The organism is Nocardia sp. NPDC051030, assembly GCF_040683015.1.
Lineage (GTDB): Bacteria > Actinomycetota > Actinomycetes > Mycobacteriales > Mycobacteriaceae > Nocardia.
Window position 1 is genome coordinate 204,652 of record NZ_JBFBCD010000003.1, and the last position, 22,438, is coordinate 227,089.

The following is a 22,438-nucleotide window of genomic DNA, read 5'->3' on the forward strand; positions in this document are numbered from 1 at the left end:
ATGCCGAGAGGGTCCGACGATGAAGAGCGACGCGCCCGGCGCAGCGGGGGCCGGTGGAATGTTGAAGTCGTACAAAAAGGTCTCGCGCTGGTACCCCGCGCTGGAGCCCGCACCCGAGGGGACCGCGCCCGATCAGGCGCAGGACGACTCGGTGCTCGACAGCGCAATGTTGGACAATGAGGGCGGCCCCGCCCGATTCCCGCACTACATTCGCGAGGACGAGCCCGAACTCGACATTCCGCCGGTGCCGGAATCGGTGCTGCGGCGCAGCCACTTCAGCGGTTCCTGGTCGGATTGGATGCGCGATCGCGAATCCGGCTCGCACGCACCGCGACTGCGCTACCGCGCTCCCGCAGGCGAACCCGCCACCGTGGTGGAGTTCCCGTGGGACGGCGAGGAAGACGAGCCGCGCCCCGCTCGGGACCGTTCGAAAGGCCGCGGTAACCCGGAAGACCGCAGTGATACCGAGAGCCGTGCGCAGACCCGCACGAGCGAGAACGACCCGGCCTCCGCCCTGCTGGACGCCGTGGACGACGCTCCGGAACCGCGCGACGCCTCCACCGCCCGACGGGCTTTCGCCATAGCTTTCCTGATCGTTGCCATCCTGTTGCTAGCCGCTGCGGGAGGGGTTGCTCTTTATGTGCTCAACTCCCACAGTGGCACTTCGCAATCCATCGGCACACGCGCAGGGGATGCCGGTTCCGGCTCGAGCGCGGGCCCGGCGGCGTACAACGAAATGACGGCCATCGCGGGGATCGGCGACCATGGTCCCGCCGCGAGTGTTCCGGCCGGATAAAAGGGAGAGCTGAGACAAATGGATCAGGACTGGAGCCGCTGGCTCGACGAGGTGCCCGAGGAGGGCGAATCGTCGGGCCGCGCCGCGCGTTCCAAGGCTCCGGTGGTTCGTCTGCGTAAGCGCCGTGGTGACTCCGGCGAGGACGCGCCCGCGCAACGTCCGATCCTGGTGGTGGGCGGTTGCGGCGGCGCGGGCACCACCACGACCGCGCTCGGCATCGCGGGCGAGATCGGCGCGGCCGGTTCGCAAACCGTCGCCGTGGACGCCACTTTCGCGGGCAGCGATCTCGCGCTGCGCGGGGCGGATGAGCATCTGAGCCCGATCAGCCTGCAATCCTGGTTGTACGGCCGCGGCGATGACGAGGCCGCGCCGCTCAAGGAATGCCTCTCCCTGGCTACCTCGGGAATCGGCCTGCTGTGGCGCGATCCGGCCCCGCTGCGCCGTCGCGCCACCTACCTGACGGTTTCGCGAGCGATCGACGAGGCCGGGTATACCCCCGTGTACGACGGCGGCTCCCCGATCGCCGGACGCCACCTGCGTCCGCTCCTGGAGGACGCGGATATCGCACTGGTGCTGGCGATTCCGGCCCGCGCCGATGCCGCCAACCGCCTGCGCGTGACCCTCGAGTGGCTCGACGATCAGTTCGGCGGCCAGGGCGACGGGCAGGGCGGCGGAATTGTCGGCGACACCACAATCGTGATCTCACATCAGTTGCCCGGCAACGACTCTCGGATTGCTGATCATTTGCGAGAGCATTTGGACGGCTGGGTCCGCGAAATCAATGAGATACCCTATGATCCGCACCTGGCGCGCGGAGAGTTGGTGCGGCACAGCAACCTCGCTGCCGAGACACGCCGCGCGTATCGCCGCCTGCTTGCTGGAGTGGCATCATGACCGCAGCCATGAAGGAACGCCGATCCTCCTCCGAGACCGCCATGGCGGCCGGAGTGGTGCCGCCGCCGGAAACCCGCCGAGCACCGATTTGGGACCGACCCGTACCCGGCGGAGGCCGAGCGCCATTGGTGTGGCTGCTCGGTGTGCACGGCGGCGCGGGAGCCTCGACTCTCGCGCATGTGCTTGCCCCCGCCGCTGATTCGTACCGCCGCTGGCCGGGCGGCTTCGAACGCGAGTCCCCCTACGTAGTACTCATTGCCCGCGAGACCATCGCGGGCCTGACCCGCGCCCACGACCTGCTGCGCCAGCATCACGCCGGACTGGCCGGTCCGTGCGAGGTGCTCGGCCTGGTCACGGTCGCCGCGCGCCCCGGCCGCATCCCCGTCGAGATCCGCCGCTACCGCGATGTGGTCGGCTCGCTCGCCGGACAGGTGTGGCAGGTGCCGTGGCACGAGGAATGGACCCTGGTCGAACCCGATCAGCTGCCCGTGTGGTCGCCCGGCGACGCGGTGCCGCAACAGCGCAAGCGCAAATCCGATCCGCTCGAGGAGATTACGCAGGATGTGCGGGAGCTCGGCTCCGGCATCGTGGCGGCGGTCCAGGACGCCCTCGACGCACCTCGGCCCGAGCTCACGGACCCGGAGGAGTGAGCCATGGCGGCGCTCGGAATGCTTTGCGCGCGAACAGCTTCCCCACTACCGGGGTCGGAAGAAAGCTTCGCCGAAGGAGTAGTCTTGGCCGGTTGGACGGCGCGGCCGTCGAACGGCGAGATTGTTACTAGCAGTTCGCTTTTGGAGAAGGACAGACAATGAGCATGATCCTCGCCGTACACGACGCGTACAGCCAGATCCTCGCCCAGGTCGGGAATCCGACCCCCGAGGCGCCACCCGCGTCGGACAAGCTACTCAAACTGGTTCGTTACTTCACTTGGTTCGTGTTGTTGTCGGGAGTCTTGGGCATCACCTACGCGGGCGGCCGGTTCGCCTGGGAGAAGTGGACGGGAGGCGGCTTGGAATCGCCGAAGATGGTGGCGGGAGCCATGATCGGAGGGATCATCGCGACCAGCGCGGGTACGATCATGAACGCAGTGATCACCTGATGTCCGCCGCCATGGAGGCCGTACTGGCCTACAAGCAGATGCCGGCGGATGTGATCCGGCCGATCATGCAACTCATCGACTGGTTGCTGTGGTGCGTACTGCTGTTCTGCATGGCTTGGATGATCCTGGCCGCCGGCAGACTGTGGTACGCGTTCCGCGACGACCTGGCGGCCAACGACGCGACGCACGGGGTGGTGATGAGCCTGCTGGGCGCGATCATGGCGAGTTCGGCGAGCGGTATCGCACTCGCCCTGCTGCCGAGTTAAGGGCTCGGGCGGAATTGTCCATTGGCACACACACTGTGGAGGCGCCGGAATGAGCGAGAAGGAGTCGCCGGAGCGCGACCGCGTCTCGTTCGGCGTCATCGCCTCGGCAGCCGTCGTGGCGTTGATCGTCATCGTCGGGGCGGTCGTGTACTTCAATCGCGACACCACCTCGAATGCGAAAGTGGAGGGATCGACCCCGGCTTCGGCCGATGCGGGCGCCACCGGTTTCGCCGCACCCGACGTGGATCTGTTCGGCCGCAGGGTCGACGTCCCCAACAACCCCGCGGGGCAACCGCTTCCGCAGGATCCGTCCAAGCAGCACCGCCCCTCCGATCAGGAGTGGCTGACCGCGGCCCCCGCGGGCACCGTGGATCCGCACGGCTGGCAGCGGGTTTACGGTGCGTCCGTTCCGTTCTCGACCTCGGACGGTCCCGCGCGCTTGGAAAACGGTCTGGCCGTGGGCTATTCGCACACCCCGCAGGGTGCGGCGCTGGCGGCGGCGCAGATCACCTACCGGCTCAATGCCCGTCCCGCCGACCGCGAACTGTATGTGCGGCAGGTGCGGGTGTCCGCGCAACAGGTGGCCGCCTACGACCAGGCGCTCGCGGATCAGCGGCTGCCCAAACAGCAGTCCGAGAAGGTGACCAGATATCTGGTGGCGCCCGATGCGTTCCAGGTCGAGAACTACGCCGACGATATGGCCATCATGCGGCTCGCCGCACGCGGGCCGGTGGTCGACGGCCGGCAGCTGTGGGCCGCGGTGCGGCTGATCATGGTGTGGGATGCCGGGGACTGGCGGCTGAAGCCGTCGACCTCCACCTCCGCGCAGACCGAGTACGTGGATTCCCTTGCGGGGTGGACGCGGTGGTAATGGACCAAACGGTGATTGACGCGGTGATGATTGACCCAATGGTGATAAGAGCATTGCGACCCATCGAAAGGTGGACCACATGCTGCTGAGGCGTATCGTCACGATCTTCGCGGTCGTGTTCACTGTCATGATCGCGACCCCCACGGTCGCGTATGGGCAGGGATACGGTTTCGACCAGGCGTGCAACGAATTACACGACTCGCTCGACGGCCTCGGCGTCCCGGGAATCTCCCTCGGTGATGCCGCCTCGGCCGCGTGCAAGGCCGGCAATGTGGCCACCCACCCCGGCGACGCGGCCGCGACCGTGCGCGACAAGGCGTGGGACTCCACCTTCGGCAAGGTGGTGGACTCGCTGATGAACGGCCTCGGTGAGGCGCTCATCCTGGCATTGACCTTCTGGATGAAGGTGCCCAATGAACGGGTCTCCGATTCCGGGGCGCTCTTCACCAAGATCAACGACTACACCTATCAGGCACAGATATTGCTCCTGATGGTGTCGGTGATCCTGTCCGGCATGAGACTCGCCCAGGCGCGGCGCGGAGCCGCGGTCAGTGAGGCCACCGAATCGTTCCGGATGTTCGCCAGAGTGATCTTCAGCTCGTGGATGCTGGGCGCGGTGATCGTGGCCGCCACACAGGCCTCGGACAAGTTCTCCGAGTGGATCATCAATGACTCCACCGACGGCAATGCCAAGAACCTCGCCGAACTGATGGTGAAAACATCCAAGCTGCAAGCGTTCTCGCCGGGCTTGGTATTGATCATCGCCATTGTCGGCCTGCTCGGGGCGCTGGCGCAGATCGTGCTGGCCATCGTGCGCCAGGGCCTGCTCGTCGTCGCGGCGGGCGTATTGCCGTTGGCGGCAGCGGCTTCCGGCACCGATACCGGAAGACAGTCCTATCCCAAGCTGCTCGGCTGGATCATCGCCTTCATGCTGTGGAAACCGGTGGCGGCCATCGTCTACATGATCGCCTTCACCACCGCTGGGCATGTGGATGACCTGACCGCCACCGCCGCGCTGCCCGATGCCGATCAGGCCCAGCGCATGCTGGTCGCGATCGTGCTGCTGTGCAGTGTCGCGTTCGTGCTCCCGGCGCTCATGCGCCTGGTCACGCCGGCGGTCGCCATTGTCGGTAGCGGCGGTTCGGGTTTGACCGCGACGACGGGCACCCTGGTCGGTGTCGCGGCGCTCGGCGCGGTCGGTTCTCGCGCGGTGGCCGCTCCCCGAGCGGGTGCGGGTGCGGCCGGATTCGTCGGGCCGGGTCGTGGTCGCAGGCCACCGGGCGGTAGTCCGTCCGGTGGCGGGGGAGGCGGCGGAGGCCGTCCGGTACCGCCGCCGCGTCCGGCTCCTAGCGGCGGCGGAGGTGGCGGAACGCCGACCGCGAGTCCTTCCGGCGGGGGAGGCGCGGGCGCAGTACCGTCAGGCGCGACCCGGGTCGCCAACCGAGTTGCCCAGGTGCGTGCCGCGACCGCCAGCCTGAACAGGGCCGATTCGGCCATGGGCGACGTCGCCGGTGACCGCTGGACCAATCGTTCCCCCGACCTCGGCAGGAGCACCATTCCGCGATGACCATGACCGACAGCTACGAGCGCCGCGCGTACGGCTTGTGGCAGAAGCCCCGCAGCGCAGGCCTTTTCGGCCTGCGCTGGGGCGAGACCGTGGTCGGTTTCGCCGTCGTGATCACCGCGCTGCTCACGGCGCTGATCGGTGGGCCCAAACCGGCCCTGTTCGTCGCCGGATTCGGTCTGGTCGTGATGGTTCCACTGGTGTGGCGGACGGGGGGCCGCTCCGGCTATGAGAACGGATTGATGATGTTCAACTGGTTACGCGGCCGCAGCAAGGGCGAGCACGTGTATCGCGGCGGCCGGTTCTCCCGGGTGCCCGGCGGTGTCACGCGGCTGCCCGGGTTGATGGCTCCCTCGCGCTTGTATGAGGGCATCGACGCCGGTGGCTACAGCTTCGGCATGATCCACCTACCCCAATTCGGCCAGTACACAGTGGTTCTGCGCGCCTGGCCGCAGGGGCACGAGGCCGTCGATCAGCCGGTCATCGATCGCTGGGTGGCGGCGTGGGGGACCTTCCTGGCCTCGCTCGGGCAGACCTCCGACATCGTGGCCGTGGTGCCGGTCATCGACACCGTGCCCGAGACCGGAAACCGTTTGCTCACCGAGGTTTCCGCGATCACCCGGCCGGATGCGCCGGATCTGGCGCAGCAGGTCATGTACGAGCTGGCGACCGAGTTGCCGCAGGAGCGTGTGCAGTTGCTGCCGCGGGTGGCCATCACGTTCAAGGCCACTACGGCGGAACGGCGTAAGAATCCCGCCGAGGAAGCGGTCGAGATCGGCCGTCGCCTGCCCGGCATCTGTGCCGCGCTGGCCGAGGCGGGCGTGCGCGCCCAGCCCATGTCGGCCGATGAGGTCATCTCGTTCATTCGCCGCAGTTACGACCCGGCCGCGCAGGCGGATCTGGAAGTGGCGGCGGGCGAACCCGGTGGGCACGGCCTGGATTGGGCCGATGCCGGGCCGGTCTCGCACGAGGAGCGCTGGGACCACTTCATTCACGACGGTGGGCGTTCAGTCACCTGGGAGATGGATACCGCGCCCGAGGGAGCGGTCGACGAGCGCGTGCTGCAACGACTGCTCGCACCGAATCCCGAAGTGCCGCGCAAGCGCGTGACCATCGTGTACCGCCCGCACTCCGCGGGTGATGCCGCCCAGATCGTGGATGACGACTACAAGAACGCGCTGGTGGCCCAGCAGAGTGAACGCGGCGTCGTCTCGGCCGCCGCGACCATTCGCGTGGGAGCCACCCAGCAGGCCCGCGAAGAGCAGGCCCGGGGTCACGGTGTGACCCGCTTCGGGGCCCTGGTGACCATCACCGAACCCCTGCGCGGCGACCTCCCGCGCATCGAAGCCATCACCCGAGACCTCTCCACCCAGTCCCGGCTCAAGATCCGGCGATGCTACCGCTACCAAGCAGCCGCCTTCGCGGCCTCCCTCGGCTGCGGCGTCATCCTCCCGGAACACGCCACCATTCCGAAAGCACTTGCGGGGTAACCACCATGGCACGTGACTTCGAACCACCAGTGCGCGAACGCGACGCCGCGGCGGCTCCCACCCGCCGCAATTCCCGCCGCGACCCGGCCCCACCGGATCAGCCGGAACTCGCCCTCGAAACCCCGGACCAGGCCCCCGCCTCCCGGGTAGCCCGAGACGAGCACCGCCCCCGCCGAGGCACCCTCCCCGACCGCCGCCTCCTGCGCCGCGACACCCCCATCGACTACGCGGCCCTAGCGGCCGAGCAGACCGAGGAAACGCCCCCGGAGGCCCGGTCCACCACGCGCACAGGCGATTCGAAGTCCCCCACCCGAGACCCGCGCCCGGACACCCCAACCCGTCCCGACGCCCCCCGGGCACCCCGCCCAACGGACGAGCAGTCCCCGGTACTCCGCCGCCCCTCCACCCCCCCGACAACCCCTCCCCGAGAGTCGGATTCGGAATCCGCAGCCCGCGAACACGCCCGCCGCATGGCAGCCGTCCGCCGAGCCCAAGAGGAACTCCGAAACGACCTCCCCACCCGCGAGCACACGCCGGACACCCACCCACCCCGTTTCCGTCCAGCCGAAACCGGTTCGGACCGGGTAGCCGGGACACGGCCCACTCGTGAAGGCGCAGCCGAGCCACACACGCCCCGCGGCCGAACTTCAGACCGTGCGGCTGAACCCCGCCGAGGACACGAGCCGAGCTCCGAGCACCCACCCGAAATCCGGACACGCTCGGCGAGTCCGGATTCCGCCGAAGCGGGCACGCAGAGCGCCTCGGTGAACGAGTTGCCGTACGAGCCCACCCCGGGCGCAGGCAGTGCGCCCCGTGGCCGCCCGGTCGAGACCTCGTCAGTAGAGCCAGTCCAGACCCGTTCGCCACGAGGAACTTCGGTCGAACCGGGCACAGGAATCGACCCGGCGATCGAAGCCGGGACCGGCACCGGTCCTATGGCCGAGGCGCCGCCCGAGAATATGCCTGCAGGCGAGGCGCGAGCGGTACTGGGACGGCCGGACGAGATGCGGCCCGGCCAGTTGGACGCGGTCGACGTGCGTTCATCGCGCGGAACGTCGGCCGAAGCCAGCAGCGGCAGCGGTCCTGCGGTCGAGGTGCGGCCCGAGCCTGGAACGGGCGGCCAGGGGCGAGCGGTACGCGGGCGATCAGGCGAAACGCCTTCGGCGCGTGAGGCTCTCGTTGGTCCGGGGACTGACACCGGGACAGCCGTCGATGCGGAGTTGGAGCAAGGGGAGGCGCGCCGGGAGCGTGCCGCCCGGAGTCTGTCGATCGATGTGGCGTCAGGGGACGAGGCCCCCGCCGAGGCGCGTACACCGCGTGAGACTTCGGTCGAAACACGGCCTGAGCAGACGCCCTCGGAACAGGGGCGGTCGGTCGAGAAGCGTTCGGCGGGTGAAGCCGCCGTCGAGGCGGTGACCGGAGTCGATCCGGATTTCGAGGCGCTGGCGGGGCTGTCACGTGCGGAGGAGGCGGGGGCACGTGGCGCTTCGGTCGTGGAGACCGGGCTCGGGGCTGCCGGTGAGGCGCGAGTAGGTCCTGGTCGGACTGTTGAAAAGCGGTCGGAACGATCGGTAGCCGTCCCGTCGGACAGTGGTGCCGAGGTGACGGGCGCGGCTGGTTCGGGTGGGGGGCGGACGGATACGCCTTCGCCGCGTGAGGCTTCGGAGGGGTTGGGGCGCAAGGCGTCGGCGGAGGCGCGGGGGCGCGGGGCTGAACGGGTCGAGGGGGAGCGGATGCTACGGCGACGTAGGCGCGAGTCGGATCCGCTGGCAGGGGAGAGTCAGAGCGGTGCGGAAGGTGCCGGGCGGGAACGGGTTCGGGGTGGCGAGCCGCGGGTGGAGCGGGACGGTCGGCGTGGCGAGGAGATTGATGGTCGCGGGCGGGCGGTGCGTGGCGGGGAGGGGTCCGGGCGTGAGCGGCGCGCGGAGGGTGAGCGAGAAGTGTTGCGCGGGAATGGGAGTGACGGGCGCAAGCGGCGCGGGGACGCCGAGCGGACGCATGCGAGTAGCCGGGCCGGGTCGGCTGGGAATGCGCGGCGACGGTCCGAAGACGAGGCGGCCGGGGAGCGGGCTGGGCGGGGGCGGTCGGCGCGGGGGCGGCGGACCGAGCAGGTCGATCGGCAGCGGAAGACGGGACGTAAAGGTAAGGCGAATAGGGATCTTTCGAACGCTGGCGGTGAAGCCGCTCGGGAGGCCAAGCCGGTCAAGGCTGCGAAGAAGAAGCAGACTGGGCCGAAGCTGCTGGATGATTCGACTCGGGCGAAGTTGGAAGTTACTGCGCGTGAGGGGAATGGGATTCGGGCGGCGCTGGCTACGTTCCGGCTGCATACCGATGAGTTGCGGCGGCGGAATTTCGCGGCTCGGGTGGAGCGGATTCAGTACGGGAGTTTCGACGAGTTCGATCGGACTACCGCGCAGCTTACTGATCGTGGGTATATGGGCGCGGGTGGCGGGCGGATGAGTGTGGTTGGGCGGCCGGTGGAGTACCGGGCGACGACCGCACAGGTGGCGGGGCTGTGGCCGTGGTCGGTGGGTGCCGGTGCGCCGCTGATCGGGACGCCGCTCGGGTCGCATCTGCATACGGGTGCGCCGGTGTGCTTCGACCCGATGAACTGGTTCATGCGGGGCAGCTTCATTACCGCGCCGAGCCTTTTCGTGTTGGGGCTCAATGGTTTCGGTAAGTCCTCGCTGGTGCGGCGAATCGTGCTGGGTGGTGTGGCGCAAGGGATTACGCCGCTGATCCTGGCGGACGTCAAACCCGACTATCGCAAGCTGGTGGAGCTGGTCGACGGTCAGGTCATCGACCTGGGTTACGGGCACGGCAAGCTGAATCCGCTCGCGGCCGGTGTGCTCGGTTCCATCGTGCCGCGCCTGAATGAATTGCCCGAGTTGCAGGTTCAGGTATTGCAGGATCTGCGGGCCCGCCAGGTCACCCTGGTGGCCGGTCTGGTCGAACTGGTGCGTGGCGCCCGGGTGCGTGACTACGAGGAGACGCTGATCGCCACCGGTCTGCGCATCCTGTACCGGGACGGCAGTAGATTCACGCCCGATCAGCCGCCCATCATGGAGGATCTGCTCACCGTGATTGTCGAGGGCGGAGACGAACTCCAGCTCGACGCCGGTGCGGACAACCCCGAGGAATATCAGAACGCCATCAAGGGCCTGCGCCGCTCCCTGCGCGCCCTCACCCAGGGCCCGTTCGGCGCGATCTTCAACGGCCACACCACGACTCCCATCGACACCACCGCCACCGCCGTCTGCATCGACGTCTCGCACATCCCGCAGGGCGACAGGAAGCTCAAGGCCGCCGTCATGCTGGCCTGCTGGGCCGACGGTTTCGCCTCGGTGGAGGCCGCGCATGTGCTCGCGGACGCGGATCTCGGCCCGCAGCGCTACTTCCAGGTGGTCATGGACGAGCTGTGGCAGGTGCTCGGCCTCGGCGACTTCATGGTCGACCGGGTGGACGAGCTGACCCGTCTGCAGCGCGGAATCGCCACCGCGCTCATCATGATCAGCCACACCATCAAGGACCTGCAGGCGCTCGGTTCCGAGGCCGCCATCGCCAAGGCGCTCGGCTTCCTGGAACGCGCCCGCGCCAAGATCTTCGGAGCCCTTCCGGCCGAGGAGATCTCACGCCTGGATTCCACGGTCCCGTTCACCTCCGCCGAGGAGGACATGGTGACCAGCTGGTCCGCCCCGCAGGCCCTCACCGGCGAGGCCCTCAAACCGGGCCAGCAGCGCCCGCCCGCGCCCGGCACCGGCAAGTTCCTGCTCAAGATCGGCGAGGACCGCCGCCCGGGCATCCCGTTCCACATGGAGTTCACGCCCTCGGAGAAGGAGAGCGGAATCCATGACACCAATCAGCGTTTCAGCGAATTCACCGAGCAGACCGCCCGCCGCGGCACGGACGAGGGGAGTGCCGCATGATGCCGCATCGGTCCTATCGAAGAGTGTCGCCGGAGGTTCGGCAGGCGGCGGTGGCCCAGGTCATCGCGTTGACCGCGAAAATGCGGTCCGAGTCCGAGGCATGCCGGGTGGTCGCCGATCAGATCGGCGTGCACACCAATTCGGTGCGCAACTGGGTTCGCGCCGCCGAAAGCCCCGGCCTGGAACGCATGGACGCGGTCGCCCTGCGCCGCAAGGTGGCCCTGCTGCAACAACAGCTGGCCGCCGCCGCCGAAATGAACCGCACCCTGGTGGAGACCCTCAACCATTCCAAGCGCGGCACATGAGGCGATCGAGCGGACACGCCGACTCGGGAAACCCGCTGGTATCGCCCGGTATCCGGCCGGGGCGACTAGCCTGGAACCAAGGTCCGGTGCTGCACCGCCGGCGCGGACCGGACGGTTCTGGACCGGCGGTGCAACCCGCGATCGGGGTGGTGATGCTGGTGGTGAGCGTCGCTTTGCTGGTCACCGCGTGTGGCAGCGGCTCCGGCTCCGGTGGCAATTCCGGTCAGGGCACGAGTAATCCGCCCACCTCCACCACCCGCTTGCTGGAAGATGCCCCCGCGCCCGACCCCACCACCGCCGAGGGTGTCGCCGTGGCCGCACTGCGTGAGATCTACACCTGGTACCCGGCCACCGAGACGCAGGACGCGGCTCTGGCCAGGGCGCGGAAATGGCTGGGTCCCACCCTGATCCGTACACTGGATACACCCACCACCAGCGTCGAGGCGCCGAAACCCTCGTTGCAGTGGGCAGAGTGGGGCAAGGCGGGCGCGCACGTCGAGGCGTTCGCCTTCGCATCCGGGGCCAAGGCTCCGGCCGGCACCGACCCGAATCGGCAGCAGTACAAGATCGGCATCGAGCAGACGGTCGTATACCCCGATGGGCGGCGTGCCACGCTGCCCTCGACCACGGTCGTCGCCACCGTCGTACGCAATGGCGGCAGCTGGCTGCTGGACGAATTCCGTTGAGCAGCAACGACGTACAGGTCATCCCAGGAGGATAGAGATGGCGAAGACACCGGTGAAGGACCCGGCCGATCCCGGTCCCGACACCACCCTGTACCTGATCTACGCGGGTTTCGCGATCCTCGGAACCTTCTGGGTCGCAGTGCAACTGGGTAATCAGCTGTCCACCCCCAAACAGGACATGCCGATCAACCCGATCGCCATCGGCGTGAACATGGCCAAGGGCAATCTGAAGTGGCCGGTCGCGGCCACGGCGATCGTGGTGCTGATCGTGCTGGCCGTCCTGGCCTGGGTGATCGTGCGCAAGCGGATCGAGAAGCGCGGCAAGGTGGGTCGACTGCCGGTCGACGACAAGGCCGATTACATGGGCTCGGGCAGCGCCATCAAGACGCTGACCGATGCGGGCGTGCGCGAGAAGGCTCAGCAGCTCGGCATGAATCTGGGCCGCGATGACGTCCCGGGCGTCCCGATCGGCGTCTCCGTCGCCGACGGCACCCTGCTCTACGGCTCGTATGAAGACCTGCACGTGGACATCTGGGGACCGCGCCAGGGCAAGACGACCTCGCGGGTCATCCCGGCCATCCTGTCCGCCATCGGTCCGGCCCTGGTCACCTCGAACAAGCGCGATGTCGTGGACGCCACCCGCGATGTCCGCGAGGCGAAGGGCAGTCGCACCTGGGTCTTCGACCCGCAGGGCGTCGCCGACGAACCGGTCACGTGGTACTGGGATCCGCTGGCCTGGGTCGATCCGCGCCGCCCGGGCTATGACGGCCGGGCCGCCAGCCTGGCCGGGCACTTCGCCGACGGCGGCGACAATGTGGTCGCCGCGAGCGGCAATGGCGACACCTACTTCGACCAGGAAGCCGAGGAACTACTGGCCTCGCTCTTCCTGGCGGCCGCGGTGGCCGGACGCCCGATCACCGATGTCTGGGATTGGGTGACCAATTCCAATGACACCGAGCCCATCGAAATCCTGCGCCACGCAGTCGATTTCGGCGTCCCCTCGGAACTTCGCGGCGGCTACCACTTCGTGGCCTCGGGCCTGGCGCAGCAGTACAACGTCGATCCGCGCACCATCAGCGGTATTTTCGGCACGGCCAAGAAGATGATCCGCTGCCTCAAGCTATCCACCGTGCAGCCGTGGGTCACACCCCCGCACGATGAACAAGCGGGCCGCCGCCAGTTCGACGAACTGGAATTCATCGAGCAGAACGGCACCCTGTACTGCCTCTCGCTCGAGGGTCGCGGTTCGGCGGGCCCGCTGGTCAGCGCGTTCATCGAGGCGGTCATCGACGTCGCTATGCGCAAGGCGTCACGCTCACCGCGCGGCCGCCTGCCGATCCCGCTGCTGGCCGTGCTCGACGAGGCCGCGAACGTGGTGCGCTGGAAGGATCTGCCGAAGCACTACAGCCACTTCGGATCTCGCGGCATCGTGGTCATGACGGTCCTGCAATCCTGGGCGCAGGGCGCGCGCTGCTGGGGCGTCGACGGTATGGAAGCGCTGTGGGCCGCGGCCAATATCAAGGTGTTGGGCAGCGGCGTCGACGACATCAAGTTCCTGCAGGAGCGGGTCGAGGCCATCGGCGAATACGACAGCATCTCGTCCTCGGTCTCGGAATCCAAAGGCGGCAAGAGCTATTCGCGCTCGCTCGGCTCCTCGAAGACCTTCAATGTGCACGGCCTCGCCACCCTCCCGCGCGGCCGCGCCATCGTCTTCTCCTCGGCCAATCCGGCGGTGCTGATCAAGGCCGTGCCGTGGTGGGAGGGCGAATACTCGTCGGCGGTGAGCAATTCCATCACGGCCCACGACCCGATGCCCCAGCGCAAGACCACGATCGGCGACCTGATCGACGAACGCGTCATGCTCGAGAAGGAAACACCGCAATACGACGAAACAGGATCGATCGAGGAGGTCCGCCCGCTGTGACCGAACAGCAGCAACAACCCATGGTGTACGGCAGTGTGGTCGAATTCGTCGAGAACTACCTGAGTCTCGTCTACCGCCGCCAGGTCACTGATATCAGCGATACGGTGTGGTGCCCGGAATGGTGGCAGCACGCCGAGGCGGTGGCGCGGCTCGATGCCATGTGGCGGGCCTGGGAACACTATCGCCACGACGGGAAAACCGGTCTGAGCGTGTGGTTCCTGGACCATGCGGATCCGCATATGGCGAAGCTGTTCGACCCGAAGGGTCCGTTCAAATATTGCAGTGTCCGCAATGGGCACAAGGACATGCTGACGCCGCTGCCGCTCAAATCCCCGAAGGACGGGATGTTCAGCGAACCGCCGCCGGGCGGCTTCATCCGCTGAGCGTGCGCCATCGCGCCGTGCTGAGCGTGCGCTATCGTAATTCGCTTGCGATCCGCCCGGTCCGACCCGGAGAATCAGGGCTCGCCCCGGAGAATCAGTACTGACTCAGCCGAGGGCGCGAGCCCTCAGCTGATCGTGCGGGCGACAGGTTCCTTCTGGCGTGCACGGGCCTCGAGTTCCCTGGCCCGGCGTTGTGCGACAGCGGTTTCCTGCTCGCGCGTGAGGACTGCCTCGGCCGCGGACTGCGCCTGCCCGACCTCCATGAGCATGCGCACAGCCGCCAATTCAGGCGAGATGCCCATGCGATTGAGGTGCTGAGCCAGAGCGGTCCGGCGTTCCACCGAATCATGGCGGACCAGGCTCTTATTGACGGCGGCCTGCGTGGCGGCCATGCGAGTGGCTTCGGCCTGCGCCGCGAAGCGATCCTTCTCGAGGGAAATACCCTTGTCGAGCGGTGGCTTCTCGATCATCCGCGCGAGTTCGAGATTGCGCGGGTCCTTGGCCTTGGAATCCGCGGCCTCCCGGAGCTGACGCTCACGGGCTTCCTTCTGCCGGGACTCGGTGACCTTGACGCGGGCTTCCGCCTCTTTCTGGCCACGTTCCCGGGTACGCAGCGCGACAAGTGTCGCGAGCTGCAACATTTGCCTCATCATCGCCGCGGTTTCGCGGCCGATGTCGTCGAGTTCCTCGGCCATTGCCTGCTCCCCGATGCTGCAGTGATCACTATGGATGATTGTGGTGCTTCGTCACGGTCACCGCCACACGAACGGTAGCTCGGGTAGCTGTGGCCCCGCCTGCAAACGTGGACACCGGGAGCACTGGAGGCGCGGGGTGTGCCCGATGGGGGTTACCCGGTGGGCCTTACTACGCCGCTTCGTACTCCGTTCTACGAGATTACCAGCGAAAACTTGGATACCGCCGTACGTGCGCGTCGCGATCCAGCATATATCGCACAATTCCGGCAGGTGGCGGAAAACTTCGGATTTTCTTTGGTTAGGAATGCCTTACACCGAAGGTTCGATGGAGGGTTGGGGGGCGTTTTGCCGGAAAAGGTTCGGGCCCGGCATCGAGACGATGCCGGGCCCGAAAAACCATGCCGGTCAGTTGATTTGGACCGACGAGATGTTCACATCGGTGGCCGGCTTACCGTCCTGTCCGCCTCCGGTGACACCCGCCTTCGCGATCTTGTCGAGGGTGGCCAGACCTGCCTCGTCCACAGTGCCGAAGATGGTGTACTGCGGCGGCAGCTGCGAATCGCCGTAGACCAGGAAGAACTGGCTACCGTTGGTGCCCTTGCCGTCGGTCTGATCCGGACCGGCATTGGCCATGGCGAGCACGCCGCGCTTGTAGGCGACCGGGTACTGCGCGGCCTGATCGGTCGGGTCGTACTGATCGGTCGGGTACTCATTGTCGAACTGGTACCCCGGGCCACCCATGCCGGTGCCGGTCGGGTCACCGCACTGCAGGACCTGCAAACCCTTGCTGGTGGTCATGCGGTGGCAGCTGGTGCCGTCGAAGAACTTCTGCTTGGCCAGGCTCTCGAAACTGTTCACCGTGCACGGCGACTCACCGGCGTTCAACTCGATCGGGATCGCGCCCGCACTGGTGTCGATGGTGGCCTTGACATTCCCGGCCGTCGAGATGTTGTCGGTGCCCGGCTTATTGACCGGCTTGTCCGAAGGACGCGCCGAATTGCGGTAGTCGCAGGTGACCGAGGCTGGCTTCGGCTTGGCCGAGGGCGGAGCCGCCGCCGAGAGCGACGCATCCGGCGACTCGGAGGCCGCGGTGGTGCTGCTGTCGTCGCTGTTCTTGTTCACGAAATAGAAGCCGAGACCCGCCGCGACCGCCACCACGACGACGCCCAGGGCCGATGCGGCGATCGTGATCTGCTTACGCTTACGTGCCCGCTGCGCACGGGTGGCGAGTTGACGCTCCAGCTTCCGTTTAGCCGCGGCGCGTCGCTGTTCATTGCTCGGCACTACTTGTCCCTCCGTGTCGGTAGCCATCGGGGTAAGAGTGTGCCATCACTTCCTGAGACGTTTCTCTATAACCCGTGTTACGCCGCGCCCGGGCTGTGCCTTATACAAGAACCGCCTTATACAAGAACCGGTTGGACTTGCGATAGCTCCGTGGGGAAAACTGGACGCCGTGACCAAGACCAGCAGCTTCCGTGCCCCGAAGGGGGTCCCCGATTACATTCCGCCCACCTCCGCGGAGTTCGTCGCCGTCCGGGACGGCCTCGTACATTCCGCGCGACTGGCCGGATACGGGCACATCGAGCTGCCGATCTTCGAAGAGACCGCCCTGTTCGCGCGCGGCGTGGGTGAATCCACCGACGTGGTCAGCAAGGAAATGTGGACCTTCGCGGATCGCAATGGCGAGAGCTTCACACTGCGGCCCGAAGGCACCGCCGGCGTCATGCGCGCGGTCATCCAGCACGGCCTCGACCGCGGCCAGCTCCCGGTCAAGCTCTGCTACGCGGGTCCGTTCTTCCGCTACGAACGCCCGCAGAAGGGCCGCTACCGGCAGTTGCAGCAGGTCGGCATCGAGGCCATCGGCGTCGACGACCCGGCCCTGGACGCCGAGGTGATCGCCGTGGCCGACGCCGGATTCCGGGCACTCGGACTAGACGGCTTCCGCCTCGAGATCACCTCGCTCGGCGACGAGACCTGCCGTCCGCAATACCGGGAACTGTTGCAGGAGTTCCTCTTCAAGCTCCCGCTCGATGAGGAGACGCGCCGCCGCGCGGAGATCAACCCGCTGCGCGTGCTCGACGACAAGCGGCCGGAGGTCAAGGAGATGACCGCCGCCGCGCCGCTCATGATCGATCACCTGTCCGAATCGGCCAAGGCGCACTTCGATCAGGTGCTCGGGCACCTGGACGCGCTCGGCGTCCCGTACGTGGTGAACCCGCGCATGGTCCGCGGCCTCGACTACTACACGAAGACGACCTTCGAATTCGTGCACGACGGTCTGGGCGCGCAGTCCGGCATCGGCGGCGGCGGTCGCTACGACGGGCTCATGGCCGAACTCGGCGGCCAGCCGCTGTCCGGAATCGGCTTCGGCATCGGCGTGGACCGCACGGTCCTCGCCCTCGAAGCCGAGGGCAAAACCGCCGTCCAAGGTCCCCGCGTCGACGTATTCGGCGTGCCCCTGGGCGATATGGCCAAGCAGCGCCTGGTCGAGATGGCCGGAAAACTGCGTGCCGCGGGCATCAGCGTCGATCTCGCCTACGGCGGGCGCGGCGTGAAGGGTGCGATGAAGGCGGCTGACAAGTCCGGCGCGCGCTTCGCCCTGGTCCTCGGCGACCGTGAGGTGACCGAGAACGAGGTCGGCCTCAAGGACCTGAGCAATGGCGAACAGCGGCAGATCCCCCTGGATGACGTCGTATCCGCCGTCACGACCGCCCTTGCGGCCCAACAGAATTGACCACCACCTGCGGCCCGGACGGTAACCCGGCCGGGCCGCAGCATCCGCCCGGCCCCCGAATAAGCCGATTCCACCCGCCCGGGCCGCACCGCCGCCCACCCCTCGAGTAAACGGATTCCACCCGTCCAGGCCATAGCCGTCGCCCCAACCGGGACTTTCGACCGTCAGCATGCAGTGGTGCGGGTAAACGCCGAGAGGCCCACTCCTCCACTGCATGATCACGCCCTCAGCGGATCTGAGAACGCCCTCTCACCGCGGCATGAACCACCGAGCAGCGACACCGGATAGCTGTGTCGGCTGGCCGGGGGTGAGGGAATTCGGGGGAGCAGGGGGCGAATCCGAGCATGGCGTGCGGTGGGCTGGTAGCGTCGCGGGCCGTGCCTGAGACGGTGGCTTGCCGGGTCGGTACACCCATCCTCACTTGGACGAATGCGCAGCCGTGACTGAACAATTCAAATCCGAGCCTGCCGACGAGGTCGGGCTCGATCTCATTGCACCCGAGATGTACGCACCGGCTTTGCGGCGGCTTGCGCTGGCGGCGCTCGGCGTCGGGATCGGGATCGGGTTATTGCTGGCTTTGTGGGTGCATTGGCCGGTGGCGTTGGGGGTGGGGATTGTGATCGGCGCGCCCACCGCGCTGTATGCCATTGCGGTGCAGCGTCGGCGAATTCGGCTGTCCGGCAGTGTTATTCGGGCGCGCACTTGGATGGGGGAGCGGCGGCTCGATTTGAGCGCGGCCAATGGGGTGGAGATCCTGGTTCGGGCGGGGCGGCTGAGTCAGATCGTCTTGCGGGTGACCTCGGGGCGCGACACCCAGGAGGTGCCGCTGGCCATGTACACAGACTCCGGCAGCGGGCGTGAAATGCATATTCTGGGGCTGCGCAGGCTGGCCGATGCGCTCTCCACCTGCCCGCTCGCCGCCGCGCTCGCGGTATCGGATGTCCTGGTGCGGCAATTGCGGGCAGAAGCCCGCGATGCGATCGCCGAGGAGCGGCCGCTGTATCGGGCCGTGCATATGGTCCGAGATCGGGACCAGGTGTCGGCGGTCGTGCTCAGTGATTCGGATATCGCCGCGCTCACGCGTTAGGCGGCAATCGCATCGCCCTACCGGTATTGATCGGTGTAGCAACATTGCGGCGACACCCTGTCTGAATTGGTCGACTTGCCGAGTATGTGACATAACATGGCCGCCGCAGAGCGTTGCCGGTGATCGTCACTTCGGCTCGGAGGTCGGACTTTTGGGCTCGCGAAAGCTGGTACGCCATGTCATTGGTGGTTGCTGCATTGCCGGATGCTGCACGCTGGTGGCGAGTGCGGGAGTCACCGCCGCGTATGCCGAGCCCGCGCCCGGACCGGACCTACCGGCCGCGCTGATCGCCGCGCTGGACCGGGACCTGCACATCGATGCCGAGCGGTATCTGGCGCGCGCGGAATCCGCACAGCGACTGGCCGATTTCGAGACCACGGCGCGACTGGCCTATCCCATGACATTGGCGGGTGTGTGGATGGACGGCGATATCCCCGTCGTCGGTCTGGCCGATGGCACGAGCCGCGAGCAGGCGGGTCGGACCGCTGAACGAGCCGGTTTCACGGTCCGGCGGGTCACCGATAGCGCCGCCACCCTGCATAAGCGCCGGGACGCCGTAACCCGCTGGGCCGCAACGCAACCCGCCGCTATCGCGGCGTCCATCCTCGATGGCGGCATCGACTACGCGGGAAATGCGGTGACCGTGCGCGCCGTCGGACACCCCACGCTGCCCGCCGAACTGGGACCGGTGCGCGTGCTCGCCGCCGGACAATCGGTGCGCGGCCCACTGAGGGTGCCGGTCGAGTCGCCCTCGACGCCGGTGCTCGCCGCCACGACCGCCGGAGGCGAGATGAGTGGCGGGCAGGCGTACTGGTTCCCGATGGGCGGCGGGTACAAGGGCGGATGCTCACTGGGGTTCAACGGAACCGATGCGCAGGGCAATACGGTCTTCGTCACCGCCGGTCACTGCGATCCGATGCGGAACGATCCCGGCCGTGACTCCGAGGAACAGCGGCGCGTCTACCGCGACATCACGAGGGGGCCGGACGGCAAAGCCGAATTGGGGACCGCGTTCGGTCATTTCGCGACATCGAACCTCGGACCCTATGACTACGGCATCGTGCGCGTCCATGACCAGTTCGCGGCCAACTTCCAGAACAACCTGGTGTCCGCCGAAACCAAGTCCTTCCCGACCGAACCGGGGCAAGCCGGAGCTCCGGGATCCGGCGGCGGCTCGAACCTCGCCCTGCCCAGCGGTAGTGGAGAAGGTGCGACGGCGGCCCGCACGGCCGTCACCGCCACCGCGCCCGCGCCGGTTCACATCGACGGCGTCGCCTCCCCGGTCATCGGTGCGCCGGTGTGCAAGTCCGGCATGACGACCGGCTACACCTGCGGCACGATCACCGCCGTGGACCGGGTCGGCACCGAGACCGACGGGAAGACTACGAATACCTTCGAGGGCTTCTTCATCGCGCAACTCTGCGCGTATCACGGTGACAGCGGCGGTTCGGTCATCACCGGCACCAAGGCACTCGGCATGTCCGCCTCGGGCAGGCAGGGCGACGGCTACTGCGCGGCGGACGGGACACTCAATGTCCAGCCGATCGGCAGGGTGCTCACCGACAATCCCGGACTGCGGATCCGCACCAGCTGATGATGCGACCATGCGGGTTGTCTCGTTGCTCACGGCGAATGGGTGCGGGCGGTGAGCCTGGTTAGGGTGGATTCGGAGTAGCCGACGAATTCAGGAGCAGCCGTGAGCAATGCCGCCAAGCCCGTAACCGTCACCGTGACCGGCGCCGCCGGACAGATCGCCTACGGGTTGCTGTTCCGCATCGCCTCCGGTGCGTTGCTCGGCTCCGACACTCCGGTGCGGCTGCGACTGCTCGAGATTCCCGCCGCTGTCTCCTCGCTCGAAGGTGTGGCGATGGAGCTCGAGGACGGTGCGTTCCCGCTGCTCGCCGGAATCGATATCTCCGATGATCCGTGGGTCGGGTTCGATGGCGCGAATGTAGCGCTGCTGGTCGGGGCGCGACCCCGGACCTCGGGCATGGAGCGCGGGGATCTGCTCGCCGCCAATGGACCGATCTTCACCGATCAGGGCCAGGCCATCAATGCCAATGCGGCCGAGGATGTGAAGGTGCTCGTGGTCGGAAACCCGGCCAATACCAATGCCTTCATCGCCATGAGCAATGCGCCCGACGTGCCCGCCGAGCGATTCACCGCGCTGACCCGTCTCGACCACAATCGGGCAATCGCGCAGGTGGCCAAGAAGACCGGGGCCGCGGCCGTCGATATCCAGCGGATCGCCATCTGGGGCAATCACTCCGCCACCCAGTATCCCGATCTCTCGCACGCCACCGTGGCCGGTCGGCCCGCCCTCGAGGTGATCGACGATCAGGCCTGGGTCGCGGACGATTTCATTCCCACCGTGCAGCAGCGCGGCACCGCGATCATCAAGGCGCGGGGTGCGTCCTCGGCCGCCAGCGCGGCGAGCGCGGCCATCGACCACATTCACGACTGGTCGCTGGGTACCGCGCCCGGTGAGTGGGTGTCCATGGCCGTGCCCTCGGACGGGTCCTACGGGGTGCCGGAGGGGATCATCAGCTCGTTCCCGGTCACCTGTGCCGACGGGCGCTACAGCATCGTGCAAGGCCTGGAGGTCGACGAATTCTCGCGCGCCCGAATCGATCTCAGCGTCGCCGAACTCGAGGCCGAGCGCGATGCGGTGATCGAGCTGGGCTTCGCCAAGCGGTCCTGATCTTCTCCGGGCTCAGCCGAGCTTGGCGATCACATTGTCGCCGTACCACTTGATCTTGGCGATCTTGTCCTCGAGGGATTCGGTGTCCTGTTCCTTGGCGTAGGAATTGCGGAATCCCACGATCGCATCGGTGATGCCCTTGTCCTCGAGGCGCTTGACCCCGTCGGGGGTGTAGGCGTCCAGCGAGGCGGCGTGGATCTCGAACTCGCCGGGATTGTCACGCTCGCTACGCAATTCATTGATGCGGGCCAGGTACTTGTCGAGCTCCTCCGGCTTGCCACCGGCGTGCATCCAGCCGTCGGTCAGGCGGACCGCGCGGCGCAGGGCCGCATCGCTGTGGCCGCCGACCAGGATCGGGAGGGGTTCGGTGGGGGCGGGGGTGAGCTTGATCCTCGGGAAATCGTAGAACTCACCGTGGTATTCGAAGTACTCGCCGGTGGACAGGCCCTTCACGATCTCGATGCACTCGTCCAGGCGCTTACCGCGGCGCTCGAACGGGACGCCCATGATCTGGAAATCCTCCGGCCACGGGCTGATGCCGACGCCCAGGGCGAAACGGTTATTGCTCAGGCGGGCAAGCGAACTCGCCTGCTTGGCCACCAGCACCGGCGGGCGGATGGGCAGCTTGAGCACGAACGGGGTCAGGCGCAGCGTGGTGGTGGCCGCCGCGATGGCCGCCGACAGCACGAAGGTCTCGATGAACGGCTTGTCCTCGAGGAATTCGCGATTGCCGTCCGCGTTGTAGGGGTATTTGGAATCCGACTCCGCCGGGTAGGCGATGCTGTCGGCGATGGTGATGCTGTGGAACCCGTGCGCCTCCGCGGCCTGCGCCAGCGGAACGTAGTAGTCCGGGTTGGTCATCGCCTCCGCGTAGGTGAAGCGCATCGGGTTCGTCCTCTCGACGGTGAGCAAGGCAGGAAAACTAGAACAAATTCTAGTTGTTGTCGTGATGCTAGCGCGGGTGTGCCGTCCCGGTGGCCGAGATGGAATCGGGCCGGGGTTGCGGGCGGAATCTGG

The 22,438-nt window shown here is 67.3% G+C and carries 20 protein-coding genes; 17 read left to right on the plus strand and 3 right to left on the minus strand.

Going from position 1 to position 22,438, the window contains the following annotated elements:
- Positions 1 to 19: 19 nt before the first annotated feature.
- From AB0N05_RS10020 to AB0N05_RS10080, 13 genes are all read left to right on the plus strand, one after another.
- Positions 20 to 796, plus strand: a complete 777-nt coding sequence (locus AB0N05_RS10020; RefSeq protein WP_364690227.1) for a hypothetical protein — start codon at positions 20 to 22, stop codon at positions 794 to 796.
- 18 nt (positions 797 to 814) lie between these two features.
- Complete coding sequence (locus AB0N05_RS10025) at positions 815 to 1,690, plus strand: hypothetical protein (RefSeq protein WP_364690230.1); 876 nt, start codon at positions 815 to 817, stop codon at positions 1,688 to 1,690.
- Entirely contained in the window at positions 1,687 to 2,340 is a 654-nt protein-coding gene (locus AB0N05_RS10030) for a hypothetical protein (RefSeq protein ID WP_364690233.1), read from the plus strand. The genes AB0N05_RS10025 and AB0N05_RS10030 overlap by 4 nt, the downstream gene beginning before the upstream one ends.
- Positions 2,341 to 2,498: 158 nt before the next feature.
- Positions 2,499 to 2,789 (plus strand): hypothetical protein, encoded by a 291-nt coding sequence (locus tag AB0N05_RS10035; protein ID WP_364690236.1) that lies wholly within the window; start codon positions 2,499 to 2,501, stop codon positions 2,787 to 2,789.
- Complete coding sequence (locus AB0N05_RS10040) at positions 2,789 to 3,055, plus strand: hypothetical protein (protein WP_364690239.1); 267 nt, start codon at positions 2,789 to 2,791, stop codon at positions 3,053 to 3,055. Before AB0N05_RS10035 ends, AB0N05_RS10040 begins: the two co-directional genes overlap by 1 nt.
- A 49-nt stretch (positions 3,056 to 3,104) precedes the next feature.
- Entirely contained in the window at positions 3,105 to 3,926 is an 822-nt protein-coding gene (locus AB0N05_RS10045; RefSeq protein ID WP_364690242.1) for a hypothetical protein, read from the plus strand.
- A 79-nt stretch (positions 3,927 to 4,005) separates the two neighbouring features.
- Positions 4,006 to 5,493: a hypothetical protein gene (locus tag AB0N05_RS10050; protein ID WP_364690245.1), complete on the plus strand. Its 1,488-nt coding sequence runs from the start codon at positions 4,006 to 4,008 to the stop codon at positions 5,491 to 5,493.
- Positions 5,490 to 6,980 (plus strand): SCO6880 family protein, encoded by a 1,491-nt coding sequence (locus AB0N05_RS10055; protein WP_364690248.1) that lies wholly within the window; start codon positions 5,490 to 5,492, stop codon positions 6,978 to 6,980. Before AB0N05_RS10050 ends, AB0N05_RS10055 begins: the two co-directional genes overlap by 4 nt.
- A 5-nt stretch (positions 6,981 to 6,985) precedes the next feature.
- Positions 6,986 to 10,906, plus strand: coding sequence for a hypothetical protein (locus AB0N05_RS10060; protein WP_364690251.1), 3,921 nt, complete (start codon positions 6,986 to 6,988; stop codon positions 10,904 to 10,906).
- Positions 10,903 to 11,211 carry a transposase gene (locus AB0N05_RS10065; RefSeq protein WP_364690254.1) on the plus strand — a complete coding sequence of 103 codons (309 nt, stop codon included), beginning with the start codon at positions 10,903 to 10,905 and terminating at the stop codon, positions 11,209 to 11,211. The genes AB0N05_RS10060 and AB0N05_RS10065 overlap by 4 nt, the downstream gene beginning before the upstream one ends.
- Positions 11,212 to 11,339: 128 nt before the next feature.
- Complete coding sequence (locus AB0N05_RS10070) at positions 11,340 to 11,897, plus strand: hypothetical protein (protein ID WP_364690257.1); 558 nt, start codon at positions 11,340 to 11,342, stop codon at positions 11,895 to 11,897.
- Between the two features lie 37 nt (positions 11,898 to 11,934).
- Positions 11,935 to 13,821, plus strand: coding sequence for a TraM recognition domain-containing protein (locus AB0N05_RS10075; protein ID WP_364690260.1), 1,887 nt, complete (start codon positions 11,935 to 11,937; stop codon positions 13,819 to 13,821).
- Positions 13,818 to 14,204, plus strand: a complete 387-nt coding sequence (locus AB0N05_RS10080) for a DUF4913 domain-containing protein (protein ID WP_364690263.1) — start codon at positions 13,818 to 13,820, stop codon at positions 14,202 to 14,204. The genes AB0N05_RS10075 and AB0N05_RS10080 overlap by 4 nt, the downstream gene beginning before the upstream one ends.
- A 125-nt stretch (positions 14,205 to 14,329) precedes the next feature.
- Here the strand turns inward: AB0N05_RS10080 and AB0N05_RS10085 are convergent, their stop codons facing one another.
- On the minus strand, positions 14,330 to 14,899 hold the full coding sequence (locus AB0N05_RS10085) for a hypothetical protein (RefSeq protein ID WP_364690266.1): 570 nt from the start codon (positions 14,897 to 14,899) through the stop codon (positions 14,330 to 14,332).
- Between the two features lie 405 nt (positions 14,900 to 15,304).
- The gene (locus AB0N05_RS10090; RefSeq protein ID WP_364692256.1) at positions 15,305 to 16,183 is read right to left on the minus strand and encodes a peptidylprolyl isomerase; all 879 of its coding nucleotides are present in this window, start codon (positions 16,181 to 16,183) and stop codon (positions 15,305 to 15,307) included.
- A 169-nt stretch (positions 16,184 to 16,352) separates the two neighbouring features.
- Between AB0N05_RS10090 and hisS the strand changes: the two genes are divergently transcribed.
- The 4 genes from hisS (at position 16,353) to AB0N05_RS10110 (ending at position 21,421) form a co-directional block, all read left to right on the plus strand.
- The gene (hisS, locus tag AB0N05_RS10095; protein ID WP_364690269.1) at positions 16,353 to 17,633 is read left to right on the plus strand and encodes a histidine--tRNA ligase; all 1,281 of its coding nucleotides are present in this window, start codon (positions 16,353 to 16,355) and stop codon (positions 17,631 to 17,633) included.
- Positions 17,634 to 18,072: 439 nt separating this feature from the next.
- Entirely contained in the window at positions 18,073 to 18,720 is a 648-nt protein-coding gene (locus AB0N05_RS10100) for a hypothetical protein (protein WP_364690272.1), read from the plus strand.
- Positions 18,721 to 18,937: 217 nt separating this feature from the next.
- Positions 18,938 to 20,314: a S1 family peptidase gene (locus AB0N05_RS10105; RefSeq protein ID WP_364690275.1), complete on the plus strand. Its 1,377-nt coding sequence runs from the start codon at positions 18,938 to 18,940 to the stop codon at positions 20,312 to 20,314.
- Positions 20,315 to 20,416: 102 nt separating this feature from the next.
- The gene (locus tag AB0N05_RS10110; RefSeq protein WP_364690277.1) at positions 20,417 to 21,421 is read left to right on the plus strand and encodes a malate dehydrogenase; all 1,005 of its coding nucleotides are present in this window, start codon (positions 20,417 to 20,419) and stop codon (positions 21,419 to 21,421) included.
- A 12-nt stretch (positions 21,422 to 21,433) separates the two neighbouring features.
- On the opposite strand, the gene AB0N05_RS10115 is transcribed toward AB0N05_RS10110, so the two are convergent.
- Positions 21,434 to 22,306 (minus strand): TIGR03619 family F420-dependent LLM class oxidoreductase, encoded by an 873-nt coding sequence (locus AB0N05_RS10115; protein ID WP_364690280.1) that lies wholly within the window; start codon positions 22,304 to 22,306, stop codon positions 21,434 to 21,436.
- Positions 22,307 to 22,438 lie beyond the last annotated feature (132 nt).